The following is a 14,264-nucleotide window of genomic DNA, read 5'->3' as shown; positions in this document are numbered from 1 at the left end:
CATTACTTTAAGAAAAGGCGGCAGATTTCCCTAGTTATACGTGTTGTTCTTCTTTTACATGGTTTTGCTGTGTTTTACCAAAGTGTGTTAAACGGTGGGCGAAGGTTTCCCCTCGAACCGCGGAGCTTTTAAATATATCCTGGAATTCGTAAGCTGGAGCACCGTGTTCCATTACATCTAAGCCAGCAATTTCTTCTTCAGCCGTTACGCGTAATGGAATAAATGCTTTGATAATTAAAAGGCCAACTGCCACAGATACGCTAACCCAGGCAATGGTTGCGATGATACCGATTGCTTGGATACCTAGCAGACCAAATCCACCACCATAAAATAGGCCTTGACCACCGATGTCAAATAATCCAACGGCTAGTGTTCCCCAAATCCCACATATCCCATGAACAGCAATTGCTCCAACGGGATCATCTACTTTTAGCTTCCACTCTAGGAAACGTACACCTTCAACAAGGAATGGAGCTGCTACAAGGCCAATAATAAGGGAACCTATAATACTAACATTTGCAGCACCAGCTGTAATCCCTACAAGACCTGCTAATGCACCGTTTAATGTAAGGGAACCATCAATATGTCCGTAACGAAATTTCGTATAGAATGCGGTAGCAGCTACGCCAGCTGCTGCGGCAAAGAATGTATTGGCAATGACATTGGGAACTAGTTCAGGATCTGCGGCTAAAGTAGATGCCCCATTAAAACCAAACCAACCAAACCAAAGTAGAAATACGCCTAAAGCGCCTAATGGAATACTGTGCCCTGTAATAACATTTACCCGACCATTTTCATATTTACCAAGTCGTGGTCCTACCATAACGGCTGCGACAAATGCTGCGACAGCCCCTGTTAAGTGAACAACCGTAGATCCGGCAAAATCAATAAAGCCTAAATCTGTTAACCAGCCTTGACCACTCCAAACCCAGTGACCTACAACAGGGTAGACAACTAAAGACATGAGTATAATAACTCCGATATAAGCGAAAATATTCGTACGTTCTGCAACAGCACCAGATAATATAGTTGCTCCTGTTGCGGCAAACATAGTTTGGAAAATAAAGAAAGAAAGATCGTCGACCCCATTTAAGGCGAAGCCGCTAGTGCCGAAAATACCACCTAATGTGTCGCCAAACATTATGGCGTAGCCACATAAAAAATAGACGATGCCGCCGATTGAAATAGTAAGGAAATTCTTCATGATAATATTGACTGCATTTTTAGAACGAGTAAATCCTGCCTCAACCATGGCAAAGCCTGCATGCATAAAGAATACTAAAATTGTGCCTAGCATTACCCAAATTAAATTAACAGATAAGAGTACTTCATCCATCTATATCGCCCCCTTTATTCTACTGCAACCGAACCGACTTCTTTTGTTCGGATGCGAATTGCTTGTTCTACAGGATAAATGAAAATTTTTCCATCGCCAACCTTGCCAGTTGCTGCCTCATGCAACAAAATCTCTACGATGGCATCAACTTTTCCATCGTCTACAATCATTTCTAACTTTAATTTAGGTGAAAATTCTATTTCATACGTATTGCCGCGAAATAGCCCTGTTCTACCGAGCTGACGACCGCAGCCAGCGATTTCAGAAACACTTAAACCAGCAATTCCTTCCTGTGCAAGTCCGTCCCGAACTGCCCCAAAAACTTCAGGCCGAATGATTGCTTCAATTTTTTTCATGTCTACCAGCTCCTTGCGTAAATTTAATTTACATGTTAAAACGGTATGAAAAACAGTGCAATTGTTTTTTTAGAATACATGTAATGTTATATAACATGATATATTTCTGGTATCGAACTATTTTTCAAAAAAGGTTTTTATAAAGGGAATGAAAGCGGTACTAAAATTTGTGTCTAAAATGTGTACAGTTCTAAATTTTCTGACTATTTATGTTAGGAAAGCTGACATCGGGTAGAAGAAATGTAAGGCGCAAGAATTTGGGTATATAGTGTATACTAGGACTAATTATCAAAGCGGAAGAAGGGGTTTATGTGAGATCAAACTATGCAGATGATAGCTTAGCGCTACACACAGACTTATATCAAATAAATATGGCAGAATCCTACTGGGCGGATGGCATACATAATAAGAAAGCGGTTTTTGAATTATATTTTAGGAAATTACCTTTTGGTAATGGTTATGCCGTATTTGCTGGATTAGAGCGAATGCTTGATTATCTTCGTGATTTTCATTTTAGTGAATCCGATATTGCGTATTTACGTGAGGAAGTAGGCTATAAAGAGGACTTTATTGACTATTTGAAGAATGTTCGATTCACAGGGGATATGTATTCCATGGTAGAAGGAGAGCTTGTTTTTGCTAATGAACCAATTGTTCGAATTGAAGCTCCGTTAGTGGAAGCTCAACTAATTGAAACAGCATTGCTTAATATTGTTAACTACCAAACATTAATTGCAACAAAGGCGAGTCGAATTAAGCAAATTATCAAAAATGAAGTGGCTATGGAATTTGGAACAAGGCGTGCACAGGAAATGGATGCGGCCATTTGGGGAACGCGTGCAGCGTTTATCGGAGGTTTTGCTTCCACTAGTAATGTTCGAGCGGGTAAACTTTTTAATATTCCTGTCTCAGGTACACATGCGCATGCATTAGTACAAGCTTATAAAAATGACTATGATGCATTCCATGCTTATGCTAAACGTCATCGAGATTGTGTGTTTTTGGTAGATACTTACAATACGTTGAAATCTGGGGTGCCAACCGCTATAAAAGTTGCGAAAGAACTAGGAGACAAAATTAATTTTATTGGCATACGTTTAGATAGTGGAGATATTGCGTTTTTATCAAAAGAAGCTCGTCGGATGTTGGATGCTGCTGGCTTCCAAGATGCTAAAATCATTGTTTCAAACGATTTAGATGAATATACAATCTTAAATTTAAAAGCTCAAGGTGCAAAAGTAGATGTTTGGGGAATAGGTACAAAACTTATTACAGCTTACGATCAACCTGCATTAGGTGCGGTTTATAAAATGGTTGCTATTGAAAATAGTGAAGGGCAGCTAGAGGATACAATTAAAATCTCGGCCAATGCTGAAAAAGTATCAACGCCTGGACTAAAAAATGTTTACCGAATTATTGATAAAAAGAATGGGAAGGCAGAAGGGGATTACATCACGATGCAAGATGAAAATCCTCAAGCAGAGGAACGCATTAAAATGTTCCATCCAATCCATACATTTGTATCAAAGTTTGTCACAAATTTTGAAGCGAAAAATCTTCATCAGCATGTCATTGAAAATGGGACAATCCACTATCAAAATCCTACTTTAGAGGCAATGCGTGACTATGCTGCTGAAAATTTAGAATTGCTGTGGGATGAATATAAACGTGCGATGAATCCTGAAGAATATCCAGTCGATCTCAGTCAAAAATGTTGGGATAATAAGATGCGAAATATTGAAGAAGTACACAATATGGTAAAGCGAATGTAAAAGAAGGAGTGAACGGTACGATGACTTTACAGCAAAAAATTATTGAGGAGCTGCGTGTATTACCTACTATTAATGTTCAGGAGGAAATACGTAAATCCATTGATTTTTTAAAGGAATATGCAAAACGTTATAACTTTGTGAAAGGGTTTGTTCTTGGTATTTCTGGCGGTCAAGACTCAACTTTAACTGGGAAGCTAGCGCAGTTGGCGATTGATGAATTAAATGCAGAGGCAGGAGAAATGAAGTATTCATTTTTTGCCGTTCGTTTACCATATGGCGTGCAAGCAGATGAACAAGATTGCCAAGATGCCATTGATTATATAAAACCAACGAAAACGTACACAGTGAATATAAAAGAGGCTGTAGATGCAAGTGTGATCGCCCTAGCAAATGCAGGTGTTGAGCTAAATGACTTTGTAAAAGGGAACGAAAAAGCTCGTGAACGTATGAAGGTGCAGTATTCAATTGCTGCAATGAATGGGGCAGTTGTCTTAGGGACGGATCATGCTGCCGAAGCTATCACAGGCTTTTACACAAAGTTTGGTGATGGCGGAGCAGACTTAATGCCAATCTTTCGATTGAATAAACGCCAAGGAAAACAGTTGTTAGCAGAACTAAATTGTCCAGAGCATCTTTATAAAAAGGTACCAACAGCAGATTTAGAGGAAAATCGACCATCATTACCAGATGAAGTGGCGCTTGGTGTAACGTATGATCAAATTGATGATTATTTAGAGGGTAAAGAAATTCCAGAAGAATCACGCAAGCTATTAGAGGGCTATTATTTACGTTCTCAACATAAACGTCATATGCCAATTACGATATTTGATGATTTTTGGAAGTAAGATGAGAGAAAAGGGTTATGAAAAAGTGTTTATCACTTTTAAAAATAGCTCTTTTCTCTCTTTTTTTATTTAATTTGGTTCTATACTGTTCATTAACAGCATATAATGTCGATATAATTACCTATAAGGATAATAAAATGTAGAGGAGGGTAACTTTTTATGAGGACTTCTAGAATAAGTGCAACGACAAGTAGTGTTTTTCGACAGGAAACTCAATATTTACATGCTGGTGATTTAAGCCACAATTTTGGAGGGAATCCACAAAAGCAATTTAGACATAGTTTGCAAAGAAATAAAGAGAAGAAGCACAATACAATGGCTACACCAACTCAACAGAGACAACTTCAACATGTTGCGCCTATTCATATGGATAGTGCGTGTGATTTGCAAATACGTCACGAATTAAATGAAACAGCCTTAAAACTAAGTCGTTTAAGTAAGCAAAAGAAGAGACTCAATAGTTACCGCTCATCTATTTAAAAATGGCTCTCCCTACATTTTCTGATGTGGGGAGTTTTTTTTGTAATCTAATTGTGAAAAATATGGTTAAAAAGATTAAAATTGTAACATTCTAATTGTGAAGAACGTTATATAATAAGAACTAGGCTTGTTTGATGACATTCAAACAAGCCTTCTTTAATAGCTATAGGTAGAAGTTTCAGATAATTGTTTTACTAGCCAAATTTCGATATGCTTAGATAAGTTATCGTACAATTCTCGCAATTGTCTGACGGAATGGGAGGTTTTTTGATTTATGAATTCTCAAATACAAGATGTTTTGGAAAATATAGAAAAAGTAATGATTGGTAAAAGAGAGGTTGCTGAGCTCGGTATTGTCGCATTATTAGCGAGGGGCCATGTATTATTGGAAGATGTTCCTGGGGTCGGAAAGACAATGATGGTGCGAGCACTTGCAAAATCTTTTGATGCACAATTTAAGCGAATTCAATTTACGCCAGATTTATTGCCATCAGATGTAGTTGGTGTTTCTATTTATAATCCAAAGACTATGGAGTTTGAATTTCGTCCTGGACCAATTATGGGGGATGTTGTCTTAGCGGATGAAATAAACCGTACGTCGCCAAAAACACAGTCCGCCTTGTTAGAGGGTATGGAGGAGGCCTCTGTTACAATTGACGGAACAACATTGATGATAAATCAGCCGTTTTTTGTTATGGCCACACAAAATCCGATTGAACATGAAGGTACCTATCCTTTGCCAGAAGCGCAATTAGATCGATTTCTATTGAAGATAAAAATGGGTTATCCATCTAGGGGACAGGAAATTGAAATTTTGCGAAGAGCTGAGAATGGTAAACCAATTGAAAAAATTGAAGCGGTGTTATCCGTAGCGCAATTAATAGAACTACAGGAGCTCGTCCAAGGTGTGTATGTAGAAGACTCAGTAAAAAATTATATGGTGGAACTTGCTACCCAAACTAGGGAAAATAACTATGTACATTTAGGGGTGAGCCCACGGGCAACAATCGCGCTAATGAAAGCTTCTCAAGCTTACGCATTTATGAAAGGAAGAAGCTATGTTACTCCTGACGATGTTCAATACCTAGTGCCGTTTGTTTTCAGCCATCGTTTAGTTCTAAAGCCAGATGCTCGCTACGATAATGTGACAGCAGATGAAATTATCCAGCGTATTATTGCTAAAACACCAGTGCCAACAAAAAGGTTTGCAGAACAATGAAGCGATGGAAAGCTTTATTAGAAAAAAGTAAACATTTCCTATTAATTACTTTCTTGATGGTCGTAACATTTTGTTATGCTATGTTCCAAGGTGGATTTGTTAGCTGGTTTGTTTTTTTTACAGTTAGTCCATTTTTAGTGTACGCACTCATGTTCTTTGTTGTTCGAGAAGATATTCTATTAGTAGAACGCAAAATTGAACCAGCGCATATAGAACGTGGGCAATCAGCAAAGGTGCATATTACGATAGAACGAAAAACAAGTTTCCCTTTTGCTTATATTATGATGGAGGAACTTGTCGATAGTGAAGGGTTGGTACAAGCTAAAAAAGAAAATTCAAATGCCATTAAGTTTGTTGGATTTAGAAAAAAGTTTAGCTGGCATTATGATTTGGATAATGTTCCTCGTGGAGAGCATCGCTACTTAGGAGTTACAGTTATCTTCTATGATTTCTTTGGCTGGGCAAAAAAAGTTGTCGTAGCGGAAAAGGAACAAACTATTTTAGTTTATCCGAGAATACGAGAGATGAAATACGCAGCACTTCAGACGAAATATGATGTTGGTCCAATGATGTCTCCTTATTCCATTGTAAAGGACACTTCTATGGCTGTTGGGTTAAGAGAGTATGTTCCGGGTGATCGATTTTCATGGATTCATTGGAAATCGTTTGCGAGAACACAAACCTTACAATCTAAGGAATTCGAGGATCGGCAATCATCTGAGTTAATGTTAGTGCTTGACGCTAAAAGGTCTTCAATGTTTGAAGAAAAAGTGGAATTAGTTGCATCGATGCTCCAGATGATTATACAAGAGCGTGGTGATTTATCTTTTATTACAGCTGGGGAAATGACGAAAGTTTTTCCGGTTATACAGGGTGAAAAGCAGTTAGATCAGGTCATGTATCATTTAGCTGCTATCAAACCTGCTGAGAATGTTAAATTCCGATTCTATGATCAACAAGCCTTTAAGCAAGTAGCAACATTGCTTTATGTGACAAGTGATGTCTCTGACGAGTTGCTACATACTCTTGCGAATATAGTAAAAAGCTGTATTTGTTTTGTAGTGGCAAAACAGCCGCCTGTGCAATCAGAGCACACGATGCGTTATAAACATATTCAAGTTGTCTTTGTAGACCCAACAGATTTTTATCATTTATTCACGGAGGTGATAAAACCGTGAAGCAATCGTTAGGGGAATTTATAGAATTGGCCATTGCGTATATAATTGTATTCTTCATTTTACGAGAATGGCTCATTCCTATTATGCAATTAACTAATACTGGTGGAATGAATCTCTTCCTTGTTTTTATTGGGATGTCCTTAGCGCTAAGTTTACTCCGTGTACATCCGTTGTTATCGGGATTCGTAAAGTTTAGCTATATAACTTGGTTTATCGTTTTTGTTTATAGCAAAAGTCCTGTTCTTTCTCGAGAAACTGTACCATTCTTATTGTCTGAATGGAAAGGGAATATGGCAACGATACTATCAGGAGATTTTGGACAAGTTTCAGATGCTTTTAGGACAGTGCTCTTTCTTGTTTTAATCTGGATGCTCGTATATTTAATTCACCATTGGGTATCAGTACGAAAAAATATATTTTACTTTTTTGCCATGACAGTATTCTTTATTGCCACTTTAGATACGTTTAGTGACTACGATGGTAAAGCTGCAATTGTAAAAGTTGTTGTTCTTGGATTAATCATGACAGGTGTACTTTTTGTTAAACGTCTATGGCTTCAAATGGAAACAACAAGTACTGCAATAGAGAAGTGGAAAATTATTATTCCTATGCTTGTGTCAGTATTACTTGTTAGTTCTGTTGCATTCTTTTTACCAAAGACTGGACCAACATGGGCAGATCCTGTTCCATTTATCCAGGGAGTTACTGGACAAGATGGAAATGGAGCTGGTGAAAAATCAGTTGGTTATAGCCAAGACGATAGTCAGTTGGGTGGTCCCTTTCAAGGAGATAATACATTAATTTTTACTGCCTCTTCTCGTGATCGTCATTATTGGCGCATCGAAACGAAAGATACCTATACATCTAAAGGCTGGGTTGTTTCAGAGGGGAACTTTGGGAAAAATGTCTATGAGACAGATACACCGATTTTAACCTCTTTACAAGTAGGACCATCTGAAAATGAACGCCACATCCAACTAGATATTGCTATTCCAATGCCGTTTTTAATTCAAACATATGGTTTGATATCTGTTTCAGCACAAGGCTCCACGTTATTTATTCAAGATGAGCAGACTGAAAAGATGATGATAGAGCAGCAGGTAGATGAATCAAAATCATTATCAAACTACTCATTATCTTATAGTGAACCAGTTTATAGTATGGAACAGCTCCAATTGTCCTATCCCTCTACACTTGAAATATTAGATTCTTCGTTTAATCGTTTTTTACAATTACCAAATCAGCTTCCGCAGCGTGTAAGAGACTTGGCGTCTGAAATAACGCAAGGTAAAGCTTCGGTATACGATCAAATTAAAGCTGTAGAAAGTTACTTTAGAACAAATGGCTTTAGATATGATAAAAAGGAAGCTGCAATTCCTGCTGAAAATCAAGATTATGTCGATCAATTTTTATTTGATACAAAAGTAGGGTATTGTGATAATTTCTCTACTTCAATGGTTGTGCTCTTACGTTCTGTAGGAATTCCGGCAAGATGGGTTAAAGGTTTTGCGCCTGGAACAGCAGGACCAATGACAGACGGACTACGTGAATATCAAGTCACAAATGACAATGCACACTCTTGGGTTGAAGCATATATACCAGGGGCTGGTTGGATGGAATTTGAACCTACCATCGGATTTTCCGGTAATGTGAACATAGATTATGATGTGCCATTAGATACATCTGACCAGGAAGAAGTAATACAGCCAGAACAAAAACCTGAGCAGAAGAAACAGCAAAAAGAGGTAACTGAAAAGGTACAGTCTCAGGCAACATTTAGCTTAGATGTTGTGTGGACGTGGTTGAAAAAGTATACTTATGTGTGGATTGGCATCATTGTTTTATTAATCATTACTGGTATTTCCTTATATTTGAAAAGGAAAACGTGGATCCCGAAAATGCATGTAAGGTCATATCGCAAAAAGGCAGCTGATTGGTCAAACTTTGATTCTTCTTATCATGTGTTATTAAAGCAATTATCTCGTATTGGCTTGCGCAGGAGAGATGGGGAAACATTACGTGCTTTCGCAGAGCGTGTAGATTTAGCACTTGAGACAGATGAAATGCAAAAGTTAACAGTAGTATATGAGCAACATGTTTATGGGAAAGATAAAGAAGACGTTGATTTTATAAAGCTGAAAGAAAGTTGGGAATATTTAATCAATCGCACTATCAGTTGATTTTAACGTAGACAAAGAGTAAAATGAAAAAAATTAAATGCAAGGATTGCTTTCATATAAGTTCGATAATAGGGTTCGGATGTTTCTACGAAATCACCATAAATGATTTCTCTATGAAGGCGGATGTTTTCGTTAGGTGAAAAGTATAGTAAATCACTTTACTTTGCTACGCATTCGCCTTTATCACGATTCTAGAGCTTTTGAACGCGTAGAAAGTTATTTTACTTTCTTCGCGTTTTTCTTTGAACAAATGAAAATATCCTTTAAAAATAGTAGAAGAGGTGGAAATTTTGACAGCTAGCCCTTTATTAAAAGAGCAAGAAAAAATCGTTGTACTAGACTTCGGTAGCCAATTTAACCAATTAATTACGCGTCGTATCCGTGAATTTGGTGTTTTCAGTGAATTACATCCACATACGGTAACTGCGGAAGAAATTAAAGATATGAATGCAACGGGTATTATTTTTTCTGGTGGCCCTAACTCTGTTTATGATGAGAATGCTTTCCATGTGGATCCAGCTATTTTCGATTTAGGCTTACCTATCTTAGGTATTTGCTACGGTATGCAACTAATGGCGCATACAAACGGTGGTAAAGTTGAAGGTGCTGAAACGCGTGAATATGGTAAAGCTGAAATTCAAGTAACGACTTCAAACAAGTTATTTGGTGAGTTACCTGCTGAACAAATCGTATGGATGAGTCATGGGGACCATGTAACTGAAGTTCCAGCTGGATTTGAAGTTATCGCAACAAGCGCATCTTGCCCAATTGCTGCAATGGCAAATGTAGAACGTAAATTATATGCTGTACAATTCCATCCAGAAGTACGTCACTCTGTTTATGGTAATGACTTATTACGACAATTCGTATTCGATATTTGTGAAGCAAAAGGCGATTGGTCAATGGCAAACTTCATTGAGATTGAAATCGCTAAAATTCGCGAAACAGTTGGCGATAAAAAAGTATTATGTGCACTTTCTGGTGGAGTAGACTCTTCAGTTGTGGCAGTGTTAATCCATAAAGCAATCGGCGATCAATTAACATGTATGTTTGTAGACCATAACTTAAACCGTAAAGGTGAAGTTGAACAGGTAATGAAAACATTCACAGAAGACTTCGACATGAATGTTATTAAAATTGATGCACGTAAACGTTTCATGGACAAACTTGCTGGTGTTTCTGATCCTGAGAAAAAACGTAAAATTATCGGTAATGAATTCATTTATGTATTTGATGAAGAAGCATCAAAACTTGAAGGTATGGATTTCTTAGCACAAGGAACTCTTTACACGGATATTATTGAATCGGGTACTTCTACTGCACAAACAATCAAATCACACCATAACGTTGGTGGTCTTCCAGAAGATATGCAATTCCAATTAATCGAGCCACTGAAAACTTTATTTAAAGATGAAGTACGTGCGCTAGGTTTAGAACTTGGTCTTGACGAAAAAATCGTTTGGCGTCAACCATTCCCAGGTCCTGGATTAGGTATCCGTGTACTTGGAGAAGTAACAGAAGAAAAATTAGAAATCGTTCGCGAATCTGATTATATCCTACGTGAAGAGATTGCAAATGCTGGTCTTGATCGTGACATCTGGCAATACTTCACGGTATTACCTGATATCCGTTCAGTTGGCGTAATGGGCGATGCTCGTACGTATGACTATGCAATCGGTATCCGTGCCGTTACATCTATCGACGGTATGACTTCTGACTGGGCACGTATTCCATGGGATGTGCTAGAGAAAATCTCAGTTCGCCTAGTAAACGAAGTAAAACATGTTAACCGTGTAGTGTATGACATTACATCTAAGCCACCTGCAACGATTGAGTGGGAATAAAAACAAATACCCTAAAGACCTTGATAAAAGGTTTTTAGGGTTTTTTTCGTTTATAAAGTGAAACTTCAGTCAAAAACTTCAAAGTGTAAAATAAAGCAATAATTGCTGATAAAGCGCTGTATGTAGTAAACTAAATGAATGGAAGAATGATACTATTTAGATTAGGGGTGATTTAAATGAAGCAAAAGATGCCGATGATTCACACACTTGCAGTTGGAATGCCGAAAGAATTACTTGATAGTAAAGGGCGTTCGATGATTACAGGGATTGAAAAGCAACGAGTACAAGAAGTTTATTTATCATCTCGTGGTTTCGAGGGGGATGATGTGGCAGATAAAAAACATCATGGTGGCCCTGATCGTGCTGTTTGTTTATACCCAGCGGAGCATTACATACAGTGGGAACAGGAACTTGGTAAAACATTGCCTACTGCTGCATTTGGTGAAAACTTAACTGTAACGAATATGTTGGAAGCAGAAGTTTGTATTGGTGATATTTATAAAATTGGGGATGCTGTCATCCAAATTACACAAGGGCGTATTCCATGTAGCACGATTGATCGATATACTGAGGCCAACATATTACTTAAACGTTTAATTGAGACAGGCTATACAGGCTTCCTTGCGCGCGTACTAGAAGAAGGAACAATCTGTGCAGACTCAAAAGTTGAATTAGTAGAAAAGCACCCTGCACATATATCCGTTTTGTATTGCAATGAAGTATATTTTAAAAACAAAGATGCTATTGCCATGCAACAAATACAAGCAGTAGATGCATTAGCGGAAGATTGGAAAGAAAAATTAGAAAAAAGAATTCAGCTCTTGCAAAGTAAAGTGTTGAATTAGGACAGACATAAGATGGGCATCCTCTAAAATTCGAAAGAATTCTGGGGGATTTTTTACTTTCTATCGGTTAATAATTGTTCAGTACTTTTGCTTTTCTGGCGATGATTTTTTAGAATGTGAACATTAAATAGGAATTTTACACGAACTTTCGTATTTTATTTTATGAAAATGTTCGGAAATGGGGTTGAAATCTAAAAAATGAAATGATATATTACGAATGTAAATTAAATAAGTCGTCGTATAATGTCGGGAATAAGGCCCGTGAGTTTCTACCAAGTTACCGTAAATAACTTGACTACGATTGGAGTTTATATAAAGATGTATAAACCCTAATTTATTTCACACACTATTTGTGATGAAATTATCGTAGACATGCGACTAGTAGAGTAGTCAGCGTGTCTTTTTTGTTTTCGATATTGAAGACGACCACACGGAGGATTTTTTGAAAATGAAAAAATATTTCATGTTCGATGAATTGGGAACTAATTATCGCCGCGAAATAATAGGTGGTATTACAACTTTCCTTGCAATGGCATATATTCTAGCTGTTAACCCAGGTATTTTAGAAAATGCAGGGATGGATAAAGGTGCAGTTTTTGTAGCTACAGCGTTAGCAGCAGCAGTTGGTTCTTTGATTATGGGGATTTTCGCTAAGTTCCCAATCTCACTTGCTCCTGGTATGGGCCTAAATGCATTCTTCGCCTTTACCGTAGTAGGCGCATATGGCATTCCATGGCAAACTGGTTTAACTGGAGTTTTCTTCTCTGGAATTATCTTTATCATTTTGTCTTTAACAGGAATTCGTGAAACAGTTATTAATGCAATTCCAGTACAACTTAAATATGCAGTATCAGCAGGTATTGGTTTATTTATCACGTTCGTAGGTTTACAAGGTGCAGGGATTGTTGTAGATAGTCCAGCTACATTAGTTACTTTAGGAACGTTTACTGGTGCAACATTACTAGCAGTATTCGGAATTATTCTTTCTGTTATTCTTATTATTAAATTACGCAGTATCGGTATTTTCTTAGGGATGGTAATCACTGCAGTTGTTGGAATGATTACAGGTATTATTGAACCGCCAGCAGCGATTGTTTCTGCAATTCCAAGTGTGGATTCTACATTTATGGTTGCGTTAAAACCCCTTGGTGACATTGAAACCCTATTTAACGTGAAGTTTTTAGTAGTAGTGTTAACATTCTTGTTTGTTGATTTCTTTGATACAGCTGGTACTTTAATGGCTGTAGCAACACAGGCAGGCTTAGTAAAAGATAATAAATTACCACGTGCAGGCCGCGCATTGATGGCTGATGCACTTGCAACGACAATTGGATCTTTATTTGGTACATCAACAACAACAGCTTATGTAGAATCGACTTCTGGTGTTGCTGCGGGTGCTCGCTCAGGTTTCTCTGCAGTCGTAACAGCGGTATTATTCTTAGTAGCTTTATTCTTCTCGCCATTACTAGCGGTGGTAACGCCCGCTGTTACTGCTCCTGCTCTAGTAATTGTAGGTGTATTAATGGTATCATCATTACGTTTAATTGATTGGGATAAATTCGAAATAGCAGTACCTGCATTCTTTACAGTATTAATGATGCCACTAGGTTATTCAATTGCTACGGGTATTGCAATTGGCTTCGTCTTCTATCCAATTACAATGCTATTAGCAGGTCGTAAAAAGGAAATTCACCCTATGATGTATGGCTTATTCTTCGTCTTCCTTGCATACTTCATCTGGGTAAGATAGTTAAACACACTTTTATAGGCACCTCAATGGTTAGGTAAGATACTAACTGTTGAAGGTGTTTTTTTATTGAATATAATTTTTTATGCACTATTTTTCAACGGGTTGTTCTTTATGTAAGTAATTTTTTGTTTGATTAAGGTAATCACACATAGTGTTTCTCTAAACATATCAAGTAATGGATTTTATACATTAATATAGAAGAAACTCATTTTTAAATTATATGAATAGTTTTACTTTGAAGAAACACTTGCAAACTCAATTTTAAGATGATATATTTAAACACGTTGTTACGAAACAAACGAACAACATAAAAAATAATAACATTAATAGTTGACAGTAAGTTGGCATTATGTTAAAGTATAAAAAGTTACTTCTTGTAACTACTAAATGAACCTTGAAAACTGAACAAGCAAAACGTAATCAATAAAGTTTTAAGTAACTAGTTTCGGCTAGTGAAAG

General features: G+C 37.3%; 11 protein-coding genes and 2 riboswitches. Of the genes, 9 read left to right on the top strand and 2 right to left on the bottom strand.

From position 1 onward, the window contains the following. Positions 1–34: 34 nt before the first annotated feature. Entirely contained in the window at positions 35–1,336 is a 1,302-nt protein-coding gene (locus MKY49_RS19900; RefSeq protein ID WP_274794613.1) for an ammonium transporter, read from the bottom strand. Positions 1,337–1,350: 14 nt separating this feature from the next. Continuing rightward, positions 1,351–1,692, bottom strand: a complete 342-nt coding sequence (locus MKY49_RS19895) for a P-II family nitrogen regulator (RefSeq protein ID WP_274794612.1) — start codon at positions 1,690–1,692, stop codon at positions 1,351–1,353. Between the two features lie 311 nt (positions 1,693–2,003). On the opposite strand from MKY49_RS19895, the gene MKY49_RS19890 reads away from it, so the two are divergent. The 9 genes from MKY49_RS19890 (at position 2,004) to MKY49_RS19850 (ending at position 13,805) form a co-directional block, all read left to right on the top strand. Continuing rightward, positions 2,004–3,464 (top strand): nicotinate phosphoribosyltransferase, encoded by a 1,461-nt coding sequence (locus MKY49_RS19890; protein WP_274794611.1) that lies wholly within the window; start codon positions 2,004–2,006, stop codon positions 3,462–3,464. Positions 3,465–3,484: 20 nt separating this feature from the next. After that, positions 3,485–4,309, top strand: a complete 825-nt coding sequence (gene nadE, locus MKY49_RS19885; protein WP_274794610.1) for an ammonia-dependent NAD(+) synthetase — start codon at positions 3,485–3,487, stop codon at positions 4,307–4,309. A 159-nt stretch (positions 4,310–4,468) separates the two neighbouring features. Next, positions 4,469–4,789: an NAD synthetase gene (locus MKY49_RS19880; RefSeq protein ID WP_274794609.1), complete on the top strand. Its 321-nt coding sequence runs from the start codon at positions 4,469–4,471 to the stop codon at positions 4,787–4,789. Positions 4,790–5,063: 274 nt separating this feature from the next. Further along, complete coding sequence (locus MKY49_RS19875) at positions 5,064–6,008, top strand: AAA family ATPase (protein WP_274794608.1); 945 nt, start codon at positions 5,064–5,066, stop codon at positions 6,006–6,008. Then, positions 6,005–7,186, top strand: coding sequence for a DUF58 domain-containing protein (locus MKY49_RS19870; RefSeq protein WP_274794607.1), 1,182 nt, complete (start codon positions 6,005–6,007; stop codon positions 7,184–7,186). Before MKY49_RS19875 ends, MKY49_RS19870 begins: the two co-directional genes overlap by 4 nt. After that, on the top strand, positions 7,183–9,366 hold the full coding sequence (locus MKY49_RS19865; protein ID WP_341386960.1) for a DUF4129 domain-containing transglutaminase family protein: 2,184 nt from the start codon (positions 7,183–7,185) through the stop codon (positions 9,364–9,366). The genes MKY49_RS19870 and MKY49_RS19865 overlap by 4 nt, the downstream gene beginning before the upstream one ends. A 32-nt stretch (positions 9,367–9,398) precedes the next feature. Beyond that, positions 9,399–9,500, top strand: a riboswitch (purine riboswitch). A 156-nt stretch (positions 9,501–9,656) separates the two neighbouring features. Beyond that, entirely contained in the window at positions 9,657–11,210 is a 1,554-nt protein-coding gene (gene guaA / locus MKY49_RS19860; RefSeq protein WP_274794605.1) for a glutamine-hydrolyzing GMP synthase, read from the top strand. Between the two features lie 176 nt (positions 11,211–11,386). Then, complete coding sequence (locus tag MKY49_RS19855) at positions 11,387–12,055, top strand: MOSC domain-containing protein (RefSeq protein WP_341386958.1); 669 nt, start codon at positions 11,387–11,389, stop codon at positions 12,053–12,055. A gap of 216 nt (positions 12,056–12,271) precedes the next feature. After that, positions 12,272–12,373, top strand: a riboswitch (purine riboswitch). A 130-nt stretch (positions 12,374–12,503) separates the two neighbouring features. Then, complete coding sequence (locus MKY49_RS19850; protein WP_274794603.1) at positions 12,504–13,805, top strand: NCS2 family permease; 1,302 nt, start codon at positions 12,504–12,506, stop codon at positions 13,803–13,805. Positions 13,806–14,264: the final 459 nt, after the last annotated feature.

The organism is Lysinibacillus sp. FSL M8-0134 (assembly GCF_038069745.1).
Classification (GTDB): domain Bacteria; phylum Bacillota; class Bacilli; order Bacillales_A; family Planococcaceae; genus Lysinibacillus; species Lysinibacillus irui.
This window is presented reverse-complemented; position numbering and strand designations above follow the sequence as displayed.

Excerpts from the sequence above, each read along its gene's own strand:
- MKY49_RS19900 (WP_274794613.1), bottom strand. The coding sequence starts at position 1,336 with ATGGATGAAGTACTCTTATCTGTTAATTTAATTTGGGTAATGCTAGGC.
- MKY49_RS19895 (WP_274794612.1), bottom strand. The coding sequence starts at position 1,692 with ATGAAAAAAATTGAAGCAATCATTCGGCCTGAAGTTTTTGGGGCAGTT.
- nadE (WP_274794610.1), top strand. The coding sequence starts at position 3,485 with ATGACTTTACAGCAAAAAATTATTGAGGAGCTGCGTGTATTACCTACT.
- MKY49_RS19880 (WP_274794609.1), top strand. The coding sequence starts at position 4,469 with ATGAGGACTTCTAGAATAAGTGCAACGACAAGTAGTGTTTTTCGACAG.
- MKY49_RS19875 (WP_274794608.1), top strand. The coding sequence starts at position 5,064 with ATGAATTCTCAAATACAAGATGTTTTGGAAAATATAGAAAAAGTAATG.
- MKY49_RS19870 (WP_274794607.1), top strand. The coding sequence starts at position 6,005 with ATGAAGCGATGGAAAGCTTTATTAGAAAAAAGTAAACATTTCCTATTA.
- MKY49_RS19855 (WP_341386958.1), top strand. The coding sequence starts at position 11,387 with ATGAAGCAAAAGATGCCGATGATTCACACACTTGCAGTTGGAATGCCG.
- MKY49_RS19850 (WP_274794603.1), top strand. The coding sequence starts at position 12,504 with ATGAAAAAATATTTCATGTTCGATGAATTGGGAACTAATTATCGCCGC.